Annotated in this window: 24 protein-coding genes; 15 read left to right on the forward strand and 9 right to left on the reverse strand. The window is 32.4% G+C overall.

Features of this window, described 5'->3' with window-relative positions; all coding sequences use genetic code 11:
- The first annotated feature begins 21 nt into the window (after nt 1-21).
- Complete coding sequence (locus tag AW732_RS03655; RefSeq protein WP_067958661.1) at nt 22-753, forward strand: 5,10-methenyltetrahydrofolate synthetase; 732 nt, start codon at nt 22-24, stop codon at nt 751-753.
- On the opposite strand, the gene AW732_RS03660 is transcribed toward AW732_RS03655, so the two are convergent.
- Together AW732_RS03660 and AW732_RS03665 are read right to left on the reverse strand one after the other, a co-directional pair.
- Nucleotides 754-3,252, reverse strand: coding sequence for a dihydropteroate synthase (locus AW732_RS03660; protein ID WP_067958663.1), 2,499 nt, complete (start codon nt 3,250-3,252; stop codon nt 754-756).
- Nucleotides 3,253-3,283: 31 nt separating this feature from the next.
- Nucleotides 3,284-4,246, reverse strand: coding sequence for a homocysteine S-methyltransferase family protein (locus AW732_RS03665; RefSeq protein WP_067958666.1), 963 nt, complete (start codon nt 4,244-4,246; stop codon nt 3,284-3,286).
- Between the two features lie 111 nt (nt 4,247-4,357).
- Between AW732_RS03665 and AW732_RS03670 the strand changes: the two genes are divergently transcribed.
- Nucleotides 4,358-5,458 (forward strand): MFS transporter, encoded by a 1,101-nt coding sequence (locus AW732_RS03670; RefSeq protein WP_067959051.1) that lies wholly within the window; start codon nt 4,358-4,360, stop codon nt 5,456-5,458.
- 3 nt (nt 5,459-5,461) lie between these two features.
- Here the strand turns inward: AW732_RS03670 and AW732_RS03675 are convergent, their stop codons facing one another.
- The 3 genes from AW732_RS03675 to AW732_RS03685 are packed head-to-tail and all read right to left on the reverse strand — an operon-like array spanning nt 5,462 to nt 8,016.
- Nucleotides 5,462-6,220 (reverse strand): ABC transporter permease, encoded by a 759-nt coding sequence (locus AW732_RS03675; RefSeq protein WP_067958675.1) that lies wholly within the window; start codon nt 6,218-6,220, stop codon nt 5,462-5,464.
- A gap of 5 nt (nt 6,221-6,225) precedes the next feature.
- Nucleotides 6,226-6,990: an ABC transporter ATP-binding protein gene (locus tag AW732_RS03680; protein WP_067958677.1), complete on the reverse strand. Its 765-nt coding sequence runs from the start codon at nt 6,988-6,990 to the stop codon at nt 6,226-6,228.
- Nucleotides 6,991-8,016 (reverse strand): ABC transporter substrate-binding protein, encoded by a 1,026-nt coding sequence (locus AW732_RS03685; RefSeq protein ID WP_067958679.1) that lies wholly within the window; start codon nt 8,014-8,016, stop codon nt 6,991-6,993. It lies immediately after the preceding gene.
- 133 nt (nt 8,017-8,149) lie between these two features.
- Between AW732_RS03685 and AW732_RS03690 the strand changes: the two genes are divergently transcribed.
- Genes AW732_RS03690 through lysX (AW732_RS03700) form a run of 3 tightly spaced genes read left to right on the forward strand, consistent with a single transcriptional unit; the run spans nt 8,150 to nt 10,370 of the window.
- The gene (locus AW732_RS03690; RefSeq protein ID WP_067958680.1) at nt 8,150-9,349 is read left to right on the forward strand and encodes an argininosuccinate synthase; all 1,200 of its coding nucleotides are present in this window, start codon (nt 8,150-8,152) and stop codon (nt 9,347-9,349) included.
- Complete coding sequence (locus AW732_RS03695; RefSeq protein WP_067958682.1) at nt 9,346-9,513, forward strand: alpha-aminoadipate/glutamate carrier protein LysW; 168 nt, start codon at nt 9,346-9,348, stop codon at nt 9,511-9,513. Before AW732_RS03690 ends, AW732_RS03695 begins: the two co-directional genes overlap by 4 nt.
- Nucleotides 9,513-10,370, forward strand: coding sequence for a lysine biosynthesis protein LysX (lysX, locus tag AW732_RS03700; RefSeq protein WP_067958684.1), 858 nt, complete (start codon nt 9,513-9,515; stop codon nt 10,368-10,370). Before AW732_RS03695 ends, lysX (AW732_RS03700) begins: the two co-directional genes overlap by 1 nt.
- Before the next feature lie 32 nt (nt 10,371-10,402).
- Here the strand turns inward: lysX (AW732_RS03700) and AW732_RS03705 are convergent, their stop codons facing one another.
- From AW732_RS03705 to AW732_RS03715, 3 genes are all read right to left on the reverse strand, one after another.
- Nucleotides 10,403-10,732, reverse strand: coding sequence for a YnfA family protein (locus AW732_RS03705; RefSeq protein WP_067958686.1), 330 nt, complete (start codon nt 10,730-10,732; stop codon nt 10,403-10,405).
- A complete protein-coding gene (locus AW732_RS03710) occupies nt 10,725-11,078 on the reverse strand; it encodes a YnfA family protein (RefSeq protein ID WP_067959053.1) in 354 nt (117 codons plus the stop codon). The genes AW732_RS03705 and AW732_RS03710 overlap by 8 nt, the downstream gene beginning before the upstream one ends.
- Nucleotides 11,079-11,176: 98 nt before the next feature.
- Nucleotides 11,177-12,121: a deoxyhypusine synthase gene (locus tag AW732_RS03715; RefSeq protein WP_067958688.1), complete on the reverse strand. Its 945-nt coding sequence runs from the start codon at nt 12,119-12,121 to the stop codon at nt 11,177-11,179.
- Between the two features lie 161 nt (nt 12,122-12,282).
- Here AW732_RS03715 and argC point away from each other — a divergent pair, with 161 nt between their 5' ends.
- The 10 genes from argC (at nt 12,283) to AW732_RS03765 (ending at nt 20,855) form a co-directional block, all read left to right on the forward strand.
- Entirely contained in the window at nt 12,283-13,329 is a 1,047-nt protein-coding gene (gene argC / locus AW732_RS03720; RefSeq protein WP_067958690.1) for an N-acetyl-gamma-glutamyl-phosphate reductase, read from the forward strand.
- A gap of 2 nt (nt 13,330-13,331) precedes the next feature.
- The gene (locus AW732_RS03725) at nt 13,332-14,135 is read left to right on the forward strand and encodes a [LysW]-aminoadipate/[LysW]-glutamate kinase (RefSeq protein ID WP_067958694.1); all 804 of its coding nucleotides are present in this window, start codon (nt 13,332-13,334) and stop codon (nt 14,133-14,135) included.
- Complete coding sequence (locus AW732_RS03730; RefSeq protein ID WP_067958696.1) at nt 14,128-15,309, forward strand: aspartate aminotransferase family protein; 1,182 nt, start codon at nt 14,128-14,130, stop codon at nt 15,307-15,309. Before AW732_RS03725 ends, AW732_RS03730 begins: the two co-directional genes overlap by 8 nt.
- Nucleotides 15,296-15,715 (forward strand): Lrp/AsnC family transcriptional regulator, encoded by a 420-nt coding sequence (locus AW732_RS03735; RefSeq protein WP_067958699.1) that lies wholly within the window; start codon nt 15,296-15,298, stop codon nt 15,713-15,715. The genes AW732_RS03730 and AW732_RS03735 overlap by 14 nt, the downstream gene beginning before the upstream one ends.
- A gap of 116 nt (nt 15,716-15,831) precedes the next feature.
- Nucleotides 15,832-16,998: a hypothetical protein gene (locus AW732_RS03740; protein ID WP_067958701.1), complete on the forward strand. Its 1,167-nt coding sequence runs from the start codon at nt 15,832-15,834 to the stop codon at nt 16,996-16,998.
- A 22-nt stretch (nt 16,999-17,020) separates the two neighbouring features.
- On the forward strand, nt 17,021-17,188 hold the full coding sequence (locus tag AW732_RS03745; RefSeq protein WP_012215677.1) for an alpha-aminoadipate/glutamate carrier protein LysW: 168 nt from the start codon (nt 17,021-17,023) through the stop codon (nt 17,186-17,188).
- Nucleotides 17,185-18,027 (forward strand): lysine biosynthesis protein LysX, encoded by an 843-nt coding sequence (gene lysX / locus AW732_RS03750; RefSeq protein ID WP_067958703.1) that lies wholly within the window; start codon nt 17,185-17,187, stop codon nt 18,025-18,027. The genes AW732_RS03745 and lysX (AW732_RS03750) overlap by 4 nt, the downstream gene beginning before the upstream one ends.
- A gap of 2 nt (nt 18,028-18,029) precedes the next feature.
- A complete protein-coding gene (locus AW732_RS03755) occupies nt 18,030-19,157 on the forward strand; it encodes a M20/M25/M40 family metallo-hydrolase (protein ID WP_067958706.1) in 1,128 nt (375 codons plus the stop codon).
- A complete protein-coding gene (gene dph5 / locus AW732_RS03760; protein WP_067958710.1) occupies nt 19,157-20,194 on the forward strand; it encodes a diphthine synthase in 1,038 nt (345 codons plus the stop codon). Before AW732_RS03755 ends, dph5 begins: the two co-directional genes overlap by 1 nt.
- A gap of 43 nt (nt 20,195-20,237) precedes the next feature.
- Complete coding sequence (locus tag AW732_RS03765; RefSeq protein WP_067959056.1) at nt 20,238-20,855, forward strand: adenylyltransferase/cytidyltransferase family protein; 618 nt, start codon at nt 20,238-20,240, stop codon at nt 20,853-20,855.
- Here the strand turns inward: AW732_RS03765 and AW732_RS03770 are convergent.
- Nucleotides 20,852-21,535, reverse strand: a complete 684-nt coding sequence (locus AW732_RS03770) for a DUF120 domain-containing protein (RefSeq protein ID WP_067958713.1) — start codon at nt 21,533-21,535, stop codon at nt 20,852-20,854. The genes AW732_RS03765 and AW732_RS03770 overlap by 4 nt on opposite strands.
- Nucleotides 21,536-21,538 lie beyond the last annotated feature (3 nt).

A 21,538-nucleotide genomic window follows, 5' to 3' on the forward strand; every position in this document is an offset into this window, starting at 1 on the left:
AAGTATTGAAAAAATGAAAATATGACAATTCGGTATGAAGCAAATCCACCTAAAATTCTACCAGGCATTAACAAAGATGACTCTATTGAAAAATTTGTAGAAAAAATTAAAACAATATCAAAAAAATGTGATGCAATTCACTTAACTGAAAATGTGTTAGGCCATGAAAGAGTATCACCATTAGAAATTGGGAAAATTTTGAAAAAAGAGATTCCAGAACATCCAATTACAGTAAGCCTTAGAGTTAGAGACAAAAAAGAAGAAGAGATTGAAAAATTTGTAGAAAATTGTATTTCCACAAACATTGAAGGGATTTTGATACTTATGGGAGATCCATCACAATTAAAAACTCAGGATTTAGGCTTAATTCCTAGTTCAGTAGTTTCAAATCTGAAAAAAAAATATGAATCAAAAATTGATTTGTATCTTTCAATTTCAAATAATCCAAATTTCTCAAAAATTGGAAAAAAAATTAAAGCAAATCCAAAAGGATTCATGACGCAAGTAATTCAAAACATTCAACAAGTTCAAAATCTTTCAGATAATCTAAAACAATTTTCAATAATTCCAATCATATTATTTCCATCTGAAAAAAATCAAAAATCAGCAGATTTTTTGGGATTAAATTTAGAAGAATACAATAAGGAATTTCATAAATTAGTAACTGAAACATACAAAATTACAAAAGACATTCTAATTACATCACCAAATGATTTTAAAGGATTAAGAGATTATTTAGAAAAAAACTGGTAATTAAATAACAAAATATTGTGCATGGGGGTGATGAATGACAATTGCTGCAGTTGATTGTTCAGGTACAATTTGACCAGATTCAGTGATAGTCATTCCAGATTTTTCAGGTTGTAATAACTTCCATACTAAATGATGTTGTGAAACATCAGGGCAACTAGGAAATCCCCAACTATATCTTAAACCGCCTTTATCTAATTTCAATTCAGATTTAATTTTTACATTAATCCATTGTGCTAAAGCTTCTGCTAATTCAACAGCAATACCATGAAGATAATATGCATCAGAATATTTATCCTCAGCATCCCATTTTTCAAGAACATCAGCAACCTTTGTTCCAACAGTTACAGATTGAAATGCAACAACATCATTTTCACCAAAATAATCAGTCAAACACAAATGTTCTGGACGAGTTGAGCGTGGAAAATCAAATTCAACATCATCTCCAGAGGGATTTTCAACCAATAATTTTTGTCCATTATTATGGCACTTGAAATACCCATAGACAATTTCAGGCTCAATTAATTTTTCACGTAATAATTTCATTTTCCATTCAGTAAGTAATTGTTCATGTTCTTCTTCAGATTCAGAACCTGCTTTACCACGCAATCCCCAAGATAATTTAAACAAAGATTTCTTATCAATCATCGTCCAAACTTCAGCCATATTGATTTGGTCCAATTTTAAACGAATTGGTCGACCAATAATTTCTGGAGTAGGAGGAGTTACGGGTTGTATATCACTTCTTGGAAGAGTGGAAGGATCCACAGTTGTATTTGATTTTTCTTTCCAATTTTCTAATTTTGTTCTCCATTCTTCCAAAAGTTTGGGTTTATCATCAGAGATTAAAGCATCCATAGTTTTTAGACCTTCAAACATTGTGTTACAATAAAATACTCCAGGATCATAAATTCCACCTTCTTTAGCAATTCGATTAATGTAATTACTGTTAATTGCAGCTCCGCCACAAAGAATTGGAACAGTCATGTTATTTTTTCGGGCATGTTCAACAAAAAATTGCATTTGTTTAGATGTTGAAACTAGTAATGCAGATAAACCAATAGCATCAGGTTTAACTTCATCAATTTTTTCTAAAAATTTTTGAAGCGGAACTTGTTTTCCTAAATCATATACAGAATACCCATTATTTTGAAAAATTGTTTTTACGAGATTTTTTCCAATATCATGAACGTCACCATAAACTGTTCCTAAAACAAGTGTACCCTTACTGGTACCCTCTTCTTTAACAAGATATTTTTCAAGTTCTCCAACAGAGGCTTTCATACACTCCGCAGACTTTAAAACAAATGGTAGAATCAATTCACCGGCTCCAAACTTATCACCCACTTCTTTCATTGCAGGCAATAAATCCTCATTAAGGGTCTTAATGGCTGCTTCATGAGTTACATCTTTAGGGAGATCTAGGCTCAAAATTCCATCATTGTTTTGGATTAAATCAGTTTTTCCAAGTTTATCAGCAATTGCACAAACAACGTCATTTTGAATTCCATCTTTGAGTCTATTTATAATTCTAAAATTAGCTCGTTTTCCAGGAGACCATGATGGATCAACATCAACTTTTTTTACATTATCAGTGGTTTTAGGTCCAACCTTTTCAAAATAAGAAATTAATTCAGATAGAGCATTAGGATGTGTATTAAAAATTAAATCTTCAGCAAGTTTTTTTTCTTTAGGATCAATCTCACCATATGGAATAATTTCTTTAGCATTTACTATTGCAGAATCCAATCCCACTTTAACTGCATGATGTAAAAATACAGAATTAACAATTTTTCTAGCATAAGGCATCAATCCAAAACTAATGTTACTCAATCCTAAAGTAGTAAAGCAATTTGGAAATTTTTCTTTTACAAGACTTATTCCCTCTAAAGTATTTTTACCAGCATCAAGAAATTCATCCTCACCAGTTGCTAAAGTAAATGTAAGCACATCAAAAATAAATTGTTCAATTTTTAATCCATAATTTTTACCAGTTTCATAAAGTAATTCTGCAGTATCTACTTTTTGTTGAGAAGTTTTTGCCATTCCATTTGGACCAATGCACAATGCTATTGCAGGCAATCCATATTTTGCCATTACAGGAGCTAGTTTTTTGAATCGACTTCCATCACCTTCTAAATTAATAGAATTGATTATTGGCCTACCAGGAATTTGTTCTACAGAAGACGTAATCACATCAGGATCAGTAGAATCAATAACTAAAGGAGCATCAATTTCTAAACTTAATTTTTTCACCAAAGTTAGCATGAATTCACGTTCATCAGAACGTTCAGTTGTTGCAACACACACATCCAAACAATGTGCACCATCTTCAGCCTGAATTCGTGCTAAATCGACTAGACCATCAAAATCATCAGTAAGAACTAATTTTTTGGCTTTTCTAGAACCTTGAGTGTTAATTCTTTCACCAATAATCAAAGGTGCAGGAATTTGTTTTAGATCAACTGCTTTTAATGCAGAACTTACTCTTGGAATAGCCATACTCTAAAGTCACATCAGTTTTTCTAAATACTTAACCCTTGATAGAACTGGCTTTTTCGTCAATAATTTTACGTAATGATTGAATATGTTCAGGATTTGTGCCACAACATCCACCAATTATTCTAACTTTGTCAAATTGATCTATAAAATCACCTAAAGCATCTGCCATTTTTTCAGGAGTCATTTTGTAAACAGCTTTACCACCATCATTTTCAGGCATTCCAGCATTTGGAACTACTAACAGATTATGTTCATTTTGTTCATCCAACCATTGAACACTAGGGTTCATTTCAATTGGTCCAGTGGAACAATTTAATCCAAAAACATCAATTCCCATATCAGATACAGTGGTATATGCAGATTGAATGTTAGTGCCAAGTAACATTTTTCCGTATTGATCAAGTGTAGTATTAGAAATAATCGCAACTTTTTTTCCAGTCTTAGACATTGCATTATGACATGCTTCAATTACTAATTTGACTTCTAAAATATCCTGACTTGTTTCAATTAGTAATGCATCAACACCACCGAGAATTAATCCTTCAGCTTGTAATTCAAAAGCTTCACGAATTTCATCAAGGGGTTTTTGACCCAAATCAGGATCGTCAGAACTTGGCAAATATCCAGTTGGTCCCATAGAGCCAATGACAAATCTAGTAGTATCAGAATATTCATCACAAACTTCCGATGCTAATAGAGCAATTTTTTTATTGAAATCAACTGTTTGATCACCAAAACCATATTCATCCAATTTTATTTTATTAGAACCAAAAGAATTTGTTTCAATACAATCAGCACCGGCATCTAAATAATTTCTATGAATTTGTTTTATCCAATCAGGATGAGTTAAAACTAAACCATCATTAAATCCGTCTTGATTATTTGGGAAATCTTCAGGTGTAGGATCATATTTTTGAATTTCAGTACCCATTGCTCCATCAAATAGTAAAATTCTATTTTTTAATGCATCTAAGAAAGATTCCTTTTCAGTCAATAATTTTAAAAAATACTTGGACAGTTTAACTCTTTTCAGATAAAGCAAGGAACTAGACTAAAATGTACACGTATGTTGAAATTAGGTCAAAATGGAATTTTTTTTATATTTATGTCAAAGTTACAAGTTAACAACTTAGTTCGTATTGCTACATTTTTTCAACATGCAGGGATTTCCATTGTCTTTGTATTCATGCCAATTATTGGAAAAGGAGTCACAGATTCCATTTTTGAGATTGGATTATTGATAGCATCATTTAGTTTTGCACAGATTTTATCAGAAATTTATTTTGGAAGGTATTCCGATAAAAAAGGAACTAGACTCAAATTTATCAGAATTGGTTTCATTGGATGTGCCATTGCATTCGGATTACATTATTTTGCAGATGATCTAACATTATTATTTCTAGTAAGAATTGCTGCAGGAATAGCAAGTGGTATAATGATTCCAGCTATGATTGCATACACATACGAAGCAAATATTGACAAAAAAAGAGCAGCAACAGTCATCTCATTTCACGCTTTAGGATGGTTAGCAGGAATAGCTGCTGCAGGAATAGCAAGTGATCTTAGATTAATTTTCTTAATTAGTGCAGCATCATTTGTAATTGGTTTAATTTTTACAATTAAACTTCCAAATCCAGAACAGAAAAAAGAGATTGAGCCAGGAACAACAAAGTTAGTAATTTTAAAAAATAAATTTCTATTTTTGTCATTATTACTAAGACATATTGGTGCTGCTGCCGTATGGACAATTCTTCCAATAATGATTGTTGAAAGATGGGGAGGGGATTTGTATCATATTTCTGTAGTATATGTTGCCAACACACTGACAGCGTTCATTTTGATGAATGTAATGGCAAGCAAAATTCATCTTTCAAATGTAACAAAATTCAAAATAGGAATTGGATGTACAACTTTTGTCTTTGTAGGATTATCATTTGTCACAGAATGGTGGATGGCAATGCCATTCATGTCATTAGTGGGTGCAACATGGGCATTTTTGTTTATTGGAGGAAACTTTCATCTAATGGAAAACAATCCACGTTCAACATCAACAGGAATATTTAGTTCAACATTATCAATTTCAACAGTAATAGGACCAGTTATTGCAGGAAGTATTGCATTCATGTTTGATTATGTTGCTGTAATGTATTTTGCAATAATCATTATTATTTGTGCATTTTTAGTTTCATTAAAAATTAAAAAATAAAATTTATCTCAATCCCCATCGAGACATTACTTTAGTTTCTAATCGTTTGAAAATAACTCCATCAATAATCAAACCAATTAACATAATCACAACCATTATTCCAATAACTTGAGATACATCATTTAGTGAACGTCCAGCATTAAGTAAAAATCCTAATCCCAAAAATGAGAATAAAATTTCAGCTCCTATTACCCCCCTCCATGCAAAAGCCCAACCTTGTTTAAATCCAGAAATCATGTATGGGAAAGCAGCAGGGATAAGCACAGATATGATTAATTGAGTTCCTTTGGCACCCATATTTCTGGCTGCTTCAATAAAATGAGGATCAATATTCTTGACTCCAGTATACGTATTGATTGTGACAGCAAATATTGCTCCAATTGCAGTAACAAAGATTATTCCACCATCTGTTAGTCCAAACCAAAGTATGCCTAAAGGTACCCAAGCAATAGATGGAATGGACTGTAATCCCAAGACTAGCGAACCTACTGTTTGATTGATTACTTCAATTCTTGCCATAAAGATTCCCAAAACAATACCACCAGCAATTGCAATAGCTAATCCAATAGCTAATCTCCACATACTGGTTGCAATACCATAAAACAAACTACCATCAGCACCACCATAAAACAAATCTTCAGCGACTTCATAAGGTGAAGGGAAAATATTGTCAGGCCAAACTCCAGCCATAGCAACAATTTGCCACACTACTATTATTCCAATATAAAATGCAATTCTGTGAGGGGTGAAATTTTTTGCCATAATTATCACTCTATGTTTTTCTTTACCTCAGGTCGTAGTTCTACTAGAATATCTTGTTGGAATTTTGTTAAAGATTCATCTTCAGCTGTTCTAGGTCTAGGAAAGTCATTAGTGAGTTCTTTTTTAATTGTTGAAGGTCTGTTGCTAAAGATTGCAACTTTAGTTCCAAGTACAGCTGCTTCTGCAACATTATGTGTTACAAACAAAATAGTTTTTTTTGTTTTTTCCCAAATTAATTGCATTTCAACTAATAGTAAATCTCTAGTTTGTGCATCAAGAGCTGCAAAAGGTTCATCCATTAACAAAACATCAGGATCCATTACAAGAGCTCTAGCAATAGCTACACGTTGTTTCATTCCAGTGGAAAGTTGGTACGTATAAGAATCTGCAAACTTTGTTAATTGCATCATGTCAAGATATCGATGAGAAATCTTTGCACGTTCTTCTTTGGAGATACCAGCCATTTTCAATCCAAATTCAACATTATCTTGAACCTTTAACCAAGGAAACAATGCACCCTCTTGAAAAACCATAATTCTTTCAGGTCCAGTTTCACTTACAGGACGACCATCAAATATTATTTGACCATCATCAGGTTTTTCCAAACCTGCAACTATTCGTAAAAAGGTAGATTTTCCACATCCTGAAGGACCAACTAAACATACAAAATCACCAGATTCAATTTTCAGATTCACACCTCCAAGTGCTTTAAGTTTATGAGAATCATGACTGAAATATTTTACAATATTTTTAGCCTCTAATTTGGTCATCTACGTACCCTCTCCAGAGTTAGAATTTGAATCAATAGTGTAAAAAATTTCAGATAAATCATATCCATTTCTTCCCAAATATCCCAAAGCATCAGCTTTTTCTGCAAAAGAATAGACAGAATCACTCACAGGATCAGATGTAATTTCAAGATTAGACAAGGAAATATCAACAACATCATCAGATAATGATTGTCCTAAATGGGATTTTAAAAAAGTATTAAAAATATTTCTTGTTTCAATAGGATTTTCATTTATCCAGTTCACGGTATGATGATGAGATAAAAGATAGTTTGAGATAATTTCAGGATTTTTTTCAGCATAATTAGAATTTACAATTAACAATACAGATGCAAATTGTTTATTTGGCCACAAATCTTCTTCAAAAAACAATCTATTTCCACCCAATTCAGTTTCCAAAATTGTTGCCCATGGTTCTGCAACCCATGCACCATCAATTTCACCTTTAACAAATAATGTGTAAATATCAGGATTAGAAATGTTGTAAACAATTACAGAGCCTCCTTTTTCAGCAGGTTTTAAATTATTTTCAGACAAATAATGTCGTAAAGAAACATCTTGAGTATTTCCAATTTGAGGTGCAGCGATTTTTTTTCCAATAAAGTCGGATGCAGAATTTATTTCAGAATTTGGATGAACAATAAAGCTTGCACCACCACTTGCAGCTCCAGATAAAATTTTAATATTTTTATTTTCAGAATTTAAAAATCCATTAATTGCAGGTCCCGGCCCAACATATGCAATATCAACAGAATTTGCAAAAAGAGATTCAATTACCTGAGGTCCGCTATCAAAAACTCTGCTTTCAATTTTTGTATCAGAATTAAAATTTTCTAAAAAGAATCCTTCTTCAATTCCTACAATAGGGATCACATGTCCAACATTTGGAAAGTATGCAATTCTCAGATTATTTTCTTGAGATTGTTCATTTGAATTCAGTACAACTGCCCCAATTGAACCCAGTAAAACTGCTGCAATACCTACAAACAGTATCATTTTGATTGTCATAAAACAGCGTTATATTCGGTGGTTAAATAATCATCGAATTTTAGCTCAAGCTAGTCGTAATTTCTTTGAAAAAAATGAAAAAGGAGGCACATCACAAAAGATAAATTCCAAAATGCTACGGGAATATTGTTTTATGACTCAAAAAGGAATTCTTGCATTTTCAGGAGGACTGGATACATCAGTTGTGGTGAAATATTTACAAGAAGAACAAGACATGGAGGTAATCACAGTCACAGTTGATGTAGGTCAAGGTGACGATGCAAAAAAAATTGCTGCAAAAGCAAAAAAACTCGGAGTGAAAAAACACTACAATATTGATGCAAAAAAAGAATTTGTTAAAGATTACATTTTTCCAGCAATTAAAGCAAATGCACTTTATCAAAAAAAATATTGTTTGGCAACAGCTCTTGCAAGACCACTTATTGCAGAAAAAGTTTTAGAGATTGCAAAAAAAGAAAAAGTTACTTCGTTAGCACACGGCTGTTCAGGTAAAGGAAATGATCAAGTACGTTTTGACATCACATTACGTTCTGGTTCAGATCTTCCAATCATAGCACCAATTCGTGATAAAAATTTAGATAGAGATACAGAATTAAAATTTGCCAACAAACATGGAATTGAAATAGATTCAGTTGCTAAAAAATTTAGTATTGATCAAAATTTGTGGGGACGTGCAATAGAAGGAGGAGTTTTAGAGGATCCATACAACGAACCACCAGATGATGCATTCATTTGGGTAAAAACAAAAGACTTACCAGACAAACCAACTTATTTAGAAATTAAATTTGAAAAAGGAATTCCAGTTGAAGTGGACGGAAAAATAAAAGAATCACAAAAAATTATTGAATATATTAACAAAAAAGCTGGTGCAGCAGGTGTGGGAATAATTGATCATATTGAAGACAGAGTTGTAGGAATTAAATCACGTGAAGTGTATGAAACTCCTGCAGCAACTTGTTTAATTGAAGCACATGCAGATTTAGAAAAAATGGTTCATACAAAACATGAAAACAAATTCAAATCAATAATTGATGATGAATGGGCACATTTAGTATATTCAGGACTTTGGCAAGATCCACTCAAATCAGATCTGGATGGATTTATTGAAAGATCTCAAAAACCAGTATCTGGAACTGTAAAATTAAAGATGTATAAGGGTAGTTTGAGAGTAGTAGGAAGAAAATCAAAGAATTCATTGTATAGTCACGATATTGCTACTTATGGGGTAGAGTCGACATTTGACCAAAGATTAGCTAAAGGATTCGTAGAATTGTGGGGAATTCAGTCAACGGAAGCTAATAAATTACAAAAGAAAAGGAAATCAAAAACATGAACTGTCCAGAATGTGACGCAAAACTCAACATCCCAGACGATGCCGCAGTAGGAGAAATTGTCTCCTGCCCTGATTGTGGAGCTGACTTTGAGATTTCTAAAAAAGAAGGATCAAATATCGAGCTCAAAGAAGCAGAAAGTGTAGGCGAAGACTGGGGAGAGTAATGTCGAAAATTAGCATTGTTTTTGACCGTCTGAGAACGGAAGAAAAAATGCTCCAAAAGGAAGCCGCCGAATTAGGTCATACTGCAGAAATGTTGGATGCCAAAATTACACAAATCAACACAGATACTAAAAAAGATGATTTAGATTTAGGAGATGTAGTCTTAGAAAGATGTGTTAGTTATTTCAGAGGTCTTCATTTTACATCAGCTTTAGAATTTTTAGATATTCCAGTTTTGAACAAATTTGATGTTGCAAGTATTTGTGGAAATAAAATGTTCATGACATTACTATTGAAAAAAAATAATATTCCAACACCTAAAACATATTTTTCATTTTCAAGTCAAAGTGCTACAGAAAATTTAGAAAAAGTTGGTTATCCTCTTGTAATCAAACCAGTGATTGGTAGTTGGGGAAGAGGAGTCATACCAATTAAAGATAAAGATACAATGGATGCAGTTGTAGAAGTAAGAGAGATTACAGACAGTCCTCATGATAGAATTTACTATTTACAAGAAGTGGTAAAAAGACCTCCAAGAGATATCAGAATCATTACAATAGGAGATGAACCAATTGCAGGAATGTATAGAAAATCATCAGGCGGATTTAAAACAAATATTGCATTAGGTGCAGATCCTGAAATTTGTGAGATAACAAAAGAAATGGAAGAGATGGCAATTAAAGCATCACAAGCTATGGGTGGAGGAATTTTAGGAATAGACATGATGGAAGATGAAGAGAAGGGAATAGTAGTTCACGAAGTGAATAATACAGTGGAATTCAAAGGGTTAGCAAAAGTTGCGAAAAGAAACATACCAAAAGAAATGATTGAATTTGCTTTAGATTATGCCAGAAAATAATTCATCTGAAAACAAATTTAAAAAAAATAAAATTATCTAGGAAAATAAAACATTACTGCAATTCCAATTAAAACTACGATAGAACCAATTATTTCAAATTTATCAGGTTTTTTCTTATCTATCCAATATCCCCACAATAATGAAGATATTACAAAAAATCCACCGTATGCAGCATAGACTTTTCCAAAATTTTCAGGTTGGAAAGTCATTACAATTCCATATGAAAATAAGATCAACCCTCCAACTAATCCAAAAATTTTTCCTTGATGATGCTTCAACCACCTCCATATCAAATAACCACCAGTAATTTCTAGTAATGCTGCAAAAAAGAAAATCCCCAAAGAACTCAGCGTATCAATCATTTTTTTCTCCTTTTCTCGGAATATAGAAAATTATCAAAATTCCAATTACAGCAATTGTTGCTCCAATTATCTCATATTGGTCAGGAAGTACTCCATCAATTAACCATCCCCAAAAAACAGACATTATAATAAAAACACCACCATATGCAGCATAGATTCGATGAAAATGCGTTTTTTGAAAGGTTGGAACTATTCCATAAAGAAATAAAACAAATCCACCTAATGCACCCAACATCCAACTGAAATCATTTCTCAACCATAACCAAACAAGATAACCACCACCAATTTCTAAAAATCCAGCAATCACAAAAAGAAGAATAGAAGTCAAAATAGTTTTGGGAAACATTACAATCACAATAATTTCTAAATGTAAGAATAAAAAGTTGCATTAAAAAAATAATTTATTATTTTTAAGAGAATGAAATCAAAAAGATGGAAACAATTTCAATTCTTTTTTAATTTTGATAATAGTGCAGCATAAATGAAAGGCAGAATTGTTGTTACTTCTGCATGCAATGTTGCCTGACGCGCAATTTTTGTTACCTTTCCCCATGAAATTGCTTCTCTTACTAATGCCCCACTAAGACTTCCATCAAATTCTTGAGCTGTTGTAATATAGAATGCATAATCTAATCCTTCTCTATATTGATTCCACCACAAGGTATGATGTTTTGAAATTCCACCACCAATCATAAATGCTCCAGATTTTTCTGCTTTGAAAATATAACCTGAAAGTAAATTTGCATCTCCAACTAAATTTAATTTGAAATCACTATGATTTTGTGCAAACATCCAAATTTGACTTCCAACTGCACCATCCATTATTCCAGGTACTACTACACTGATATCATTTTTGTATGCCCAATAAAGAAAAGAATCTTCACCCATATGTTTGCCAATCATTTTACAAATTTCTGCAGTAGACATTTCTTTAACTCCATTTTTGTATTCTTCTTCAAGAAATGATTGCATTTTTTCTTCTATTAGTGGTCCATAATTATCCATTGGAACCAATACGTTTCCTAATCGATGAATATTTTGATCTGCTAATTCATTATCATCCATTGTAAAAGAACCTTCATTATAATTTGAGAAATGTTTTGCAATATCATGATCTAATGCACCACAGGTTGTAATCACTACATCAAACCATTTGTTTTTGATCATATCTTTGATAATTCCTCTTAATCCTGTTGAAACAACTGCACCTACAAATGAAACAAATTTCAAACATTTTTCATCAGAAATCATTTTTGTCAAAATATCTAATCCATCAGAAAGATTAACAGATTCAAAACCACCAGATTGCGATAATTCCTCAAAAATTTTTTCAATCGAAGTATTTGAGTCAATTTCAATATCTTTTACAGGACGGCCTATCTCAACCATAAGGGGAGATTTGCCAGACTTCCTATAAATTTATTTTAAAAATAGAAATTTTATGAAATTGAAACAAGTTTTTCTAGAAAAATCCTGGATTTAAATAAAAAATTAGACAATCAGGGTTCAATATAACAAGATAAATTATACTACTTTTGATGTGATTTATCATGAAAGTAGGAGTTGTAGGAGCATCAGGGTATGTAGGTGGAGAAACACTTCGTTTACTAGTTAACCACCCAGATGTTGAGATCACAACAGTAACTTCAAGACAACATGTAGGAGAATATCTTCATAGAGTTCAACCTAGTTTAAAGGGATTCACAGATCTAACTTTTTCAGAATTAGATTATGATAAATTAACTGATAAATGTGATGTAGTATTCACAGCAGTTCCTCATGGAACAGCAACAGAAATTGTAAAAGCATTATACGATAGAGGAATCAAGATTATTGACTTAAGTGCAGATTACAGATTGCATAATCAAGAAGCATACGATAAATGGTATGGCTGGACACATCCACATCCAGATTATTTACCAAAATCAGTTTTTGGAGTTCCAGAACTACATAGAGAAGAAATTAAAAAAGCACAACTTGTCTCATGTCCAGGATGCATGGCAGTTACATCAACACTAGCACTTGCACCATTAATTAAAAATGACCTCATAGATACAAATCACATAATTGTAGATTCAAAAATTGGTTCATCGGGTGCAGGTTCAGGTTCTGGAACAGCACATGCAATGCGTGCAGGGGTAATTAGACCATACAAACCAGCAAAGCACAGACACACAGGCGAAATCGAACAAGAATTAAGTGAAATTGCAGGAAGTAAAATCAAAGTATCAATGAGCCCACATGCAGTAGATGTTGTTAGAGGAATTTTGTGTACAAATCACACATTTTTGAAAAAAGACATGGAGCAAAAAGAATTGTGGAAAATATATCGTGAAGCTTATGGTGATGAAAAATTTGTTAGACTAATCAGAGATAAAAAAGGACTTTACAAATTCCCTGATCCAAAATTCTTAGTAGGTTCAAACTTTTGTGATATTGGATTTGACTTTGATGAAGACAATAATAGATTAATTGCATTATCAGCATCAGATAATTTAATGAAAGGTGCAGCAGGTTCTGCAATTCAAAACATGAATGTTATGTGTGGTTTTGATGAAATGAGCGGATTAAGATATACACCGTTAACTCCTGTTTAGAAATGATCACAATTAAAATCGGCGGAAGTGTAGTAGATGATTTACATCAATCAACAATTTCAGATATTAAAAAAATTGCTGAGACAGAAGGCATCATAATAGTTCATGGAGGAGGAAAAGAAGTCACAAAAGTATGTGAGCAATTAGGAAAAGAACCAAAATTTGTTACATCACCAAGTGGAATTAAGAGTAGATATACAGACAAAGAAACTGCTGAAATTTTTACAATGGTCATGTCAGGTCGAATAAACAAAACAATCGTTCAGATGCTTCAAAAAAATGGAATTAACGCAATTGGATTGTCAGGCGTAGATGCTAAAGTCATCGAAGCAGACAGAAAAAAGAAACTCCTCATAATGAATGAGAAAGGAAGAAAACAAGCAATTGACGGAGGATATACAGGTAAAATTAAAAATGTCAATTCGGAATTTATCAGATCATTATTAGATAGAGGGTTAACACCAGTCATTTCCCCAATTGCAATTAGTGAAGAGGCAGAATTTCTCAATATAGACGGAGACAGAGCAGCAGCATACGTTGCAGGTAGTGTCAAAAGTGACAAAGTATTATTCATTACAAATGTAGACGGGCTTTTAATGGAGGATAAAGTTGTTCCAAAATTGACATTGGCTGAAGCAAAAGAAATTAGACCTAAAATAGGTCCAGGTATGGAAAAAAAGATTTTGGCGTCAACTGAAGCACTAGACATGGGAGTAAAACAAGCTTTTATTGCAAATGGACAAAAAGAGAATCCTATTTCTACAGCTATTGCACATGATAATTGTACGGTGATTGAACATGAGTGAAGATCAACACATGGGAAATCTGTATCAGAGATTTCCAGTTACAATTGAAAAAGGAGTTAAAGCCCATGTTTGGGATACTGATGGAAAAGAATACATCGATTGTATGGGAGGTTATGGTGTTGCACTAGTAGGACACCAAAATCAAAGAGTTAACAATGCAATAAAAGAACAAGTTGATAAAATAATTACAGTTCACAGTTCACTTTACAATAAAACAAGAGAAGAATTTTTGAAAAAATTAATTGAGATTGCCCCTGAAGGTCTAACACAAGTACATTTGAACAATAGTGGTGCAGAAGCAGTTGAAGCTGCAATGAAATTTGCAAGAAAGTTTACAGGGAAAAAAGGAATGGTTGCAATGAAAGGTTCGTACCATGGAAAATCATTTGGTGCGTTATCATTAACGTTTAATCCAAAATATAGAAAATCTTTTTCACCTTTAGTTGAAAAAGTATCTTTTTCATCTTTTGGAGACATAGAATCACTTCGCTCTGTAATTGATGAAGATACAGCATTCATAATTTTAGAACCAATCCAAGGAGAAAGTGGAATTGTTGTTGCTCCAGACGGATTCTTACAAGATGTTAGAAAACTATGTGATGAAAAAGGAATTTTATTAATTTTTGACGAAATTCAAGCAGGATTAGGAAGAACAGGTCGATTATGGGCAGGAGAACATTGGAATACGATTCCAGATATTCTATGTCTTGCAAAGGGAATTGCAGGAGGGATACCAATGGGCGCAACACTAGTTCGACCAGACATATTATCTTCAATTAGTAAAGGAGAACACTCATCAACATTTGGAGGAAATCCAATATCTTGTGCAGCAGGATTGGCAGCACTTACAACAATTACTGAAGATGGATTAATTGAAAATTCTAAAAAAATGGGAGAAATTTTTAGAGAAGGGTTAGAAAAATTAAAAGAAAAACACACGATGATTAGAGAGATAAGAGGAAAAGGGTTAATGATTGGTGTCGAAATGAAATTTGAAGTCAGAGATATTTTGATGGGTTTAATTCAAGAAGGTGTCCTAATGTTATATTCAGGAAGAAACATACTAAGAATATTACCACCGTTGGTGATTGAAGAAGAAGACGTAACAAAAGTTTTACATGCTTTAGATATTGTATTAACAAGAGAGGAAGAAAAGAGAAATGTACAAGGATAAAATAGATGAAAAAATCATAGGGTATCTTAAAGAAGACTCAAGAGAATCTTTTGTAGATATTGGTAAAAAACTCAAACTTTCAGAATCAGCTGTACGAAGAAGAGTAAAAAATTTAGTGGATAGTAAAACGATAAGTAAATTTACCATAGAGATTGGAGAAGACAATGTTACAAGTGCAATTGTTTTAGTTTCAGTTGATTCAGCTACAGACACATCAAAAGTTTCAGCAAAACTTGCCAAACTGGAAGGAGTAAAAACGGTTTATGAAATTACAGGACAATACGACATTACTACAATTATGAGTGGTTCAAGTATTGCAGAAATTAACAATAGTATTGATGCATTAAGAAAAATTTCAGGGGTAGTAGATACCAACACTGTAATTATTTTAAGAAAAGTTGCGTAAAACGAGTTTCGTTTTAAAAATTTAATTCAAAACTAATTTAGGATCAATTAAAAATATTTTCAACGAAAATAGTACGAATATGTTTATATCATCAATTTTGTTCAACGAAATTAGTAATGAAAGATCCGAATCACTATGCAAATATGTATAATTCATATGAAAAAAATCCAAAAAAAATTAGAGTGTTAGACAGTACTTTAAGAGAAGGTGAACAACATCCAGGAGTCTCATTTACAAATAAACAAAGAATTCAGATTGCATGGATGTTAGATTATTTTGGAGTGGATCAAATTGAAATTTCCCCAGTAGTATCAAAAGATCATCAAGAAGCAACTAAAACAATTATCAAACAAGGGTTAACAGCAGACATAGTTTCTCACGGTCGTGCACTTAAAGAAGACATAGATGTTTCATTAGATTGTGATGCAAAATGGTGTGCAGCATATTTAGGAATATCAGATATACATCTTAAAGACAAACTCAGAATATCAAGAGAAGAAGCATTAGAAAGAGCTGTAGAAACTGTAGAATATGCAAAATCTCATGGATTAAAAATTAGATTTACAGTAGAGGATGGTAGTAGAGCAGAACCAGAATTTCTACTTAAAGTTTGTAAAGCAATTGAAGAAGTAGGTGTAGACAGAATCAGTTTGCCAGATACTGTAGGAATTTTACGTCCAATTGGAATGTTTAACTTTGTAAAAAAAGTTAGAGAAGTAGTAGACGTACCATTAGATGCACACGTACATAATGATATTGGATTGGCTGTTGCAAATGCATTTTCAGCTTGTGATGCAGGTGTTGATCAAATTCATACAACAATTGATGGAATTGGAGAAAGAACAGGAATTCCGCCACTTGCAGAAGTAGCAGTTGCATTAACTTACTTGTACAAATCACCAAATGATTTTAGATTAGATATGTTATTGGATTTATCGAAATTAATTGAAGATTATACAGAAATTAAACCATATGATTCAAAACCAATTGTGGGTTCAGCTGCATATAAACACAAAGCAGGTACACACCTTGCAGCAATTCTTAGAAATCCAGCAGCCTATGAGCCAATCCCACCAAGAGCTGTAGGAAATAGAAGAAGAATAGTTTTTGGAGAATTAGCAGGAAAAACAGGTGCAGCCTATCTAATGTCATTATTAGGATTAGAAAAAGATGACACAGGTGCAAAAGCAGTTGCGTCAGGACTAAAGAATCTAAGAATGGGAGATCTAATTGAAATACCACTTGAAGATAGACTAGAAAAAAAGATGATTGAAGATAAATAAAGAGGAGAAATAAAGAAGAATTATGTCAAAATGTGAAGAATGTGATGCAGATATCTCAATTCCAAGTGATGCACTTGAAGGAGAAATTGTAACATGTCCCGAATGTGGCGCAAGTTTTGAATTAGCAAAAGGTTCAGATGGTTTTGATCTTAAGCCTGCTCAAACAGTTGGCGAGGATTGGGGCCAGTGAATCCTGATGTTACAATTCTTTACGATTCCATACGTTGGGAAGAAAAAGCTCTACTAGAAGCAGGTAAGAAAAAAGATATCAACATTCAGATGGTTGATTGTAAAAAACTTGCTTTAGATTTAGAAAAAAAGCCTAAAGATTACGGAGTAGTTATTCAACGATGTGTTAGTTACTATAGAAATTTGCATTCAACAGCTGCTCTTGAAGGAATGGGAGTCAAAGTAATCAATTGTTTAAACACAGGAGTATTTGCAGGAAATAAATTATTCACCCACATGCTATTAAAAAAATCAGGAGTTCCAACACCTGATGCAACAGTAGCATTCTCTAAAGATGCAGCTATTGAAGCATTAGAAACTGATGGATATCCAAAAGTTATCAAACCAACAGTTGGTAGCTGGGGAAGATTAATTTCAAAAATTAATGATAAAGAATCGGCAGAAGGAATTATTGAAAGTAGGGAAACAATGTATCCAATTTATCAAATTCATTATTTAGAGGAATTTGTAAAAAGACCTCCAAGAGACATCAGAGCAATCATGGTAGGAGATAAAATAGTTGCTGCAATATATAGAAAATCAGAACATTGGAAAACAAACATGGCATTAGGAGGAATTGCTGAGCCATGTGAAGTTACACAAGAAATGGAAGAAATGTGTATCAAAGCAAAAAAAGCTGTACAGGGAGATATCGTAGGCGTAGATTTAATGGAAAGTGAAGAAAAAGGGTTAGTGGTTCACGAAGTTAACAATACAACAGAATACAAAAACACTGTTAGAGTATGCGATGTAGACATACCTTCTCTAATGCTGGATTACGCAATGAAAGTAGAACGATAAAAATGGACGAACATTTTACAGTAACACCAAAATTCACAACAAAAATGTTGGAAAAAGCACTTCGACTTTACACACCATCACTTAGCGAAAGACCAATGGCAGAATTTTTAGCAGATAAATGCGATGATTTGGGATTTGAAGACATACAAATTGATGAAGTAGGAAACATTATTGCAAAAAAAGGTTCAGGTTCACCAAAAATTTTGTTATGTGGGCACATGGATGTAGTTCCAGGAAAAGTAAAAGTTAGAAAAGAAGGAGATTCACTTTATGGACGTGGTGCATCTGATGCAAAAGCACCATTAATGGCAATGCTATTTGCTGCAGCGTCAGTTAAAGAAAATCAAGGAACAGTAACTTTCGTAGGAGCTGTAGATGAAGAAGGAAATGCCATAGGAATCAAAAATATTGTAAAAAAACAAATGGATATGGATTATGCAGTATTTGGAGAACCTAGTGGAATCAAACAAGTAACGATTGCTTACAAAGGAAGGTTAGCAATTAAACTAAAAATTAGTGTTTCAGATAGTTCACATGCTAGTGCCCCTTGGCTTTCAAAAAATGCAATTGAAGAATCAATAATTTTTGTTAAAGAATTAAAAGAAAAATTAGAAGCAAATCAAGAAGGTAAAACAAAAGGAATGTTACTTACTGCAACAATGACAGAAATTAAAGGTGGAACAAGTCATAACATCACACCAAAAGAATGTGAAATTCTTTTTGACATTAGAATTCCAGTAGATATGAATTGTAAAAACATTGAACAAAAAATTGCAACTTTAGTTAAAGAGATTTCTCAGAAAAGGGAGGTAGATGCATTTTATTCAATTTTAGATGAAACTGAACCATTCGAAGCAGCTCATAACTCATCATTAGTTAGAGCATTTACTCTAGGAATTATGCAAGTAGAAAAATCCAGACCAACATTAATTCGAAAAACAGGTACAGGAGACATGAATGTTTTAGGAAATCAATGGAAAATTCCAGTAATCACATATGGTCCAGGAGATCCACACGAAGCACATACAATTGATGAAAAAGTTTCAATTGAAGAATACCTTAAAGGCATAGAAATTTTCAAGGCTTCCTTACAGCATTTAAAAAGGCTACATGATAAAAAATTGCAATAATGTTAGCTTTTGTAGGTTTAGGAATATCAGGTTTTGAATCCATCCCCATAGAAGGATTAGAAATAATTTCAAATGCAGATATTGTGTACTTGGAGCAATTTACTAGCCCAATTAGTGAATCAGATTTGGAAAAAATTAAAAATTCAATCAAAGGGGAATTCAAACTAGCTAAAAGATGGCTAGTTGAAGATGGAAATGAAATTTTAGAAATGTCAAAAGAGAACAACGTGGTTTTATTGGCATATGGAGATCCCTATATTGCAACAACACATATCGAATTAAGAGCAAGGGCAATTGAAAATAAAATTCAAACACATTCAATCCATGCTTCTTCATCATTGACATCTATGATTGGAGAATGTGGTTTACATTTTTACAAAATTGGAAGAATTGCAACAATTATGAGTGAAATGAAATCACTTACAACACCATACTATGTAATTTATAAAAATTTGATTGAAGGAAATCATACGGTTCTTTTGTTAGAATATAATCAAGACAAAGATTTTTTCTTAGATCCCAAAGATGCATTAAATGGATTATTAGAAACGGAAAAAGGGCAAACAAGAAAAGTAATTACAGAATCAAATTATGCTATTATTGCATCAAGAATTGGTTTTAAAAATCAAGCAATTATTTCAGGGAAGATATCTAGTTTGAAAGAAACAGATTTTGGAAAACCACCACATACAATCATCATTCCAGGTAAATTACATTTTACAGAATCAGATGCTTTGAAATTATTTGGAAAATGCGTAGATGAACCATTTGATAATTCTGAAAAAACAGAAAAAATTTCAAATCAAATGATGAGAAAATATGTTCCAATGGTTAGAGAAGCACTAGAAGAGGTTGAACCATTTTACAAAAATCAAAAAGAATTTGAAGTGATTTTAGATAATGCTGAACGATACATTAAGGATGCAGAGGTATTTTTAGGCGAGGGTCGAGATGAAAATGCAATTTTGAGTATTGGATATGCTGATGGATTAGTAGACGCGCTAAGATTAGCAAAAGGCCTTGAATTTAAAATGTAAGATTATCAATAAATTAAAGAGGAGGTCAAAAGATAAAAAAACATTGGAACAAATTGAAAAAAACATCTTATCAGCAATATACGTAAGTCAAATTACTGGAGAAAATCCAATAGAGAAAATTTTAGAAAACAAAATGATCTCTGAAGAACAGATTTCTGAAAGAATGGATAAATTAATTCGAGAAAATCTAATTAATCAAGATAAAACAACATTAACTGAAATTGGTAGAGGTTTATTACGAGTAGTATTAGCAGGAGGTGTTTTTGATATCATACACCCAGGACATATTTCTACATTAAATGCAGCAAATGCATTAGGAGATGTATTAGTTGTTGTTGTAGCGACAGACAACACAGCAGTAAAAATGAAAAAAAGAAGACCAATACACAGTCAAGAACAAAGACAAGAATTAGTCAATTCATTATCAGTAGTGGATTTATGTTTAATTGGACAAGAAAATAATATTTTTAAGACAGTGAATTTAGTAAAACCACAAATAATTGCATTAGGGTATGATCAAGTCCATCAAGAACAATTCATTACAGAAGGATGTAAGAAAATTGAATTAGATGCAAAGGTTGCCAGATTACAATCACCCATTCCAGAAAGCTCCAGTTCTAAAATAGAAAAGGAGTACGGGGAATCAATTCACGGAATTTAATAATTTACTTCAATTTTTATTGAAACTTTTGAACCATCCTTCAATTTAGTGTTTTTACGTATACATGTTTTAGAGATTAATTCAATTACAGATTCATCATGATGAGTTCGTTCAAGAATAATTAATTGGCATTTAATTGAATTATTTAATTTGGCAGAAAAACACTTGACCCAACCATATGTTCTCTTTCCATCAGAAAAACTTTTAATTTTAATTCCATCTAAAGTTTCAAATTGTTTTATTGCTTCTTGATGAATTTTTTTGTCTAAACGAACATTTAGAGTTCCAGGAAATGGAACATATCCAATTTTAGATTTAAATTGTTTTGTGTATCCTTTCAATCCCATATAGTATGCACCCTCACCCATTCCTGAAACTAAAGTTCCTCGAAGATTAACAATTGAAGGTGAAGAGTCTAAACTTTTTTGGAGAAGTGAGGATAATTTTACAATCTCAGAATAACCTTTACCAGTAATTTTTACAGATAAATTTCTTCCACTAATTATTCGAGTGATGGATTTGTTTTGTTCTAATTCTAACAAATGCTTTGATGCAGCTTGTTGTGATTTATTGATATTTTTTCCTAAAGCAGATGTTGTTATTGTAACGTAATTGTATTTTGCTCCTTTAGATAATAGATAAGAGAGAGTTAAGAGGTGCTGAATTTTTAGTTCAGTCATCTA

It is taken from the genome of Nitrosopumilus sp. Nsub, from assembly GCF_001541925.1.
Classification (GTDB): domain Archaea; phylum Thermoproteota; class Nitrososphaeria; order Nitrososphaerales; family Nitrosopumilaceae; genus Nitrosopumilus.

Coding starts and splice junctions, on each gene's coding strand:
- AW732_RS03675 (WP_067958675.1), bottom strand. CDS start 6,220: ATGGCAAAAAATTTCACCCCTCACAGAATTGCATTTTATATTGGAATA.
- AW732_RS03660 (WP_067958663.1), bottom strand. CDS start 3,252: ATGGCTATTCCAAGAGTAAGTTCTGCATTAAAAGCAGTTGATCTAAAA.
- AW732_RS03670 (WP_067959051.1), top strand. CDS start 4,358: ATGTCAAAGTTACAAGTTAACAACTTAGTTCGTATTGCTACATTTTTT.
- AW732_RS03705 (WP_067958686.1), bottom strand. CDS start 10,732: ATGATTGATACGCTGAGTTCTTTGGGGATTTTCTTTTTTGCAGCATTA.
- AW732_RS03740 (WP_067958701.1), top strand. CDS start 15,832: ATGAAAGATCCGAATCACTATGCAAATATGTATAATTCATATGAAAAA.
- AW732_RS03685 (WP_067958679.1), bottom strand. CDS start 8,016: ATGACAATCAAAATGATACTGTTTGTAGGTATTGCAGCAGTTTTACTG.
- AW732_RS03745 (WP_012215677.1), top strand. CDS start 17,021: ATGTCAAAATGTGAAGAATGTGATGCAGATATCTCAATTCCAAGTGAT.
- AW732_RS03755 (WP_067958706.1), top strand. CDS start 18,030: ATGGACGAACATTTTACAGTAACACCAAAATTCACAACAAAAATGTTG.
- AW732_RS03730 (WP_067958696.1), top strand. CDS start 14,128: ATGAGTGAAGATCAACACATGGGAAATCTGTATCAGAGATTTCCAGTT.
- AW732_RS03710 (WP_067959053.1), bottom strand. CDS start 11,078: ATGTTTCCCAAAACTATTTTGACTTCTATTCTTCTTTTTGTGATTGCT.
- AW732_RS03735 (WP_067958699.1), top strand. CDS start 15,296: ATGTACAAGGATAAAATAGATGAAAAAATCATAGGGTATCTTAAAGAA.
- AW732_RS03690 (WP_067958680.1), top strand. CDS start 8,150: ATGACTCAAAAAGGAATTCTTGCATTTTCAGGAGGACTGGATACATCA.
- dph5 (WP_067958710.1), top strand. CDS start 19,157: ATGTTAGCTTTTGTAGGTTTAGGAATATCAGGTTTTGAATCCATCCCC.
- AW732_RS03770 (WP_067958713.1), bottom strand. CDS start 21,535: ATGACTGAACTAAAAATTCAGCACCTCTTAACTCTCTCTTATCTATTA.
- lysX (WP_067958684.1), top strand. CDS start 9,513: ATGTCGAAAATTAGCATTGTTTTTGACCGTCTGAGAACGGAAGAAAAA.
- AW732_RS03715 (WP_067958688.1), bottom strand. CDS start 12,121: ATGGTTGAGATAGGCCGTCCTGTAAAAGATATTGAAATTGACTCAAAT.
- AW732_RS03695 (WP_067958682.1), top strand. CDS start 9,346: ATGAACTGTCCAGAATGTGACGCAAAACTCAACATCCCAGACGATGCC.
- AW732_RS03655 (WP_067958661.1), top strand. CDS start 22: ATGACAATTCGGTATGAAGCAAATCCACCTAAAATTCTACCAGGCATT.
- AW732_RS03680 (WP_067958677.1), bottom strand. CDS start 6,990: ATGACCAAATTAGAGGCTAAAAATATTGTAAAATATTTCAGTCATGAT.
- argC (WP_067958690.1), top strand. CDS start 12,283: ATGAAAGTAGGAGTTGTAGGAGCATCAGGGTATGTAGGTGGAGAAACA.
- AW732_RS03725 (WP_067958694.1), top strand. CDS start 13,332: ATGATCACAATTAAAATCGGCGGAAGTGTAGTAGATGATTTACATCAA.